We start from the raw sequence: 1,374 nt of genomic DNA, 5'->3' as shown, positions 1-1,374 counted from the left end.
CAGGGTCCCTTGCATGATCGAGGTCTGTCCGGATTCATCCGGTGATGCCGAGGGCGGCCAGGGGCCTTCGCCAGTCGCGAGCGGTGTGACGTAGGGCGGCGGCGATGTTGGTGTGGCCGTCCTGACGGTGGACGCCGATGGCGAGGTTGCGCAGGCTGGCCATGATGCGCGGGAGATGGCCGACATGGATCTTGGAGTCGTCCTCGCGGAACGTGCGGTCGCGGACGTGGTGCAGAAGATTTTCGATCTTCCAGTGCCCTCTGATCCAGTCCGCGATCTGGGCGCCGGTAGCCGCGCCGGGCGGCAGGCTGGTGATCAGGTAGACGCGCTCGATGGTGAGCTTGCCGCTGGTGAAGTTCTTCCTCCAGCGCACGACTTGAAGGGCCTGGCGGGCGTCGGGGTAGTCGAGGTGGGCGAAGGCGGCGGTCTTCAGTCGCCGGATCTCCAGGCGGTGGTGGGCCCGGGTGCGGTCGTAGTGGTCGAGTGTGATCTCGCGCCAGGGCAGGCGGCGGACGCGGTCGAACAGGCCGGGATGGTTGGCCTTGACCTGGGCGATGTAGTGGGCACCGCGCTCGCGGAGGTAGGTGCCGTGAGCGTGCTGGGTGTGCAGCGCGTCCGCGGTGATGACCGTGCCGGTCAGGTCAATGCTGTCCAGCAGAGGCCGGAAGGCGGGGATCTCGTTGCTCTTGTCGGCGACCTGGCGCTGGGCCAGGACGTGGCCGGTGTGGTCCATCGCGGCGAGGAGGGTGACGTGCCCGGTGACGGGGGTGCGCGAGCCGCGTAGGGCCTTGCCGTCGACGGCGATCGCTCGCAGTCCGGGGCCGGCCGGGGCGGCGCGGGCGGTGAGGAAGGCGCCGATCGCCTGGTCCAGAGCGTCGCCGTCGAGTTGGACGAGGAGACGGCGCAGGGTGTGGGGGTGTGGTACGGAGACGGTGCCGGAGAGCGGGTCGGTGGGGAAGCCGAGAACCCGGCAGGCCCAGGTGGGGATGTCGCTGATCCATTCCGTGATCGCGGTGAGCGAGCGGGCACCAGCCAGGACACTGGCCGCGGCCGCGGCGACCAGAGCGGACAACCGGTAGCGGCGGCCCCGGACTCCTCGCGGGTCGGGCACCAGATCCAGGAAACCGGACAGTGCGACCGCGTCCGCCAGCGGGACCGGCGCGGCAGCCCGGCCCAGTTGGTCCAGCGCGGTGGGAATGAGGGAAGATGCAGGAGCAGGCACGGACTCGCCAGGTGTTCATGGGACTTCGACACTCACATGATCACCGAGACCGTGCCTGCACTGCGTTTGCCCCTGCTCGAACCAGGACGTCCACTCCAAGGCCGGACCAGCACGACGTTCCGGACGGATCGCGAACATGCAACGGCCCCTGG

At 69.4% G+C, this 1,374-nt stretch carries 1 protein-coding gene; it reads right to left on the bottom strand.

Going from position 1 to position 1,374, the window contains the following annotated elements:
* Positions 1-34 precede the first annotated feature (34 nt).
* Positions 35-1,222, bottom strand: a complete 1,188-nt coding sequence (locus AC3ET4_RS30785) for an ISAs1 family transposase (RefSeq protein ID WP_431955256.1) — start codon at positions 1,220-1,222, stop codon at positions 35-37.
* Between the last annotated feature and the right edge of the window lie 152 nt (positions 1,223-1,374).

It is taken from the genome of Actinacidiphila sp. bgisy167 (assembly GCF_057707665.1).
Note: the sequence above shows the minus strand (reverse complement) of the source record. Positions and strands in the feature narration are given on the sequence as shown.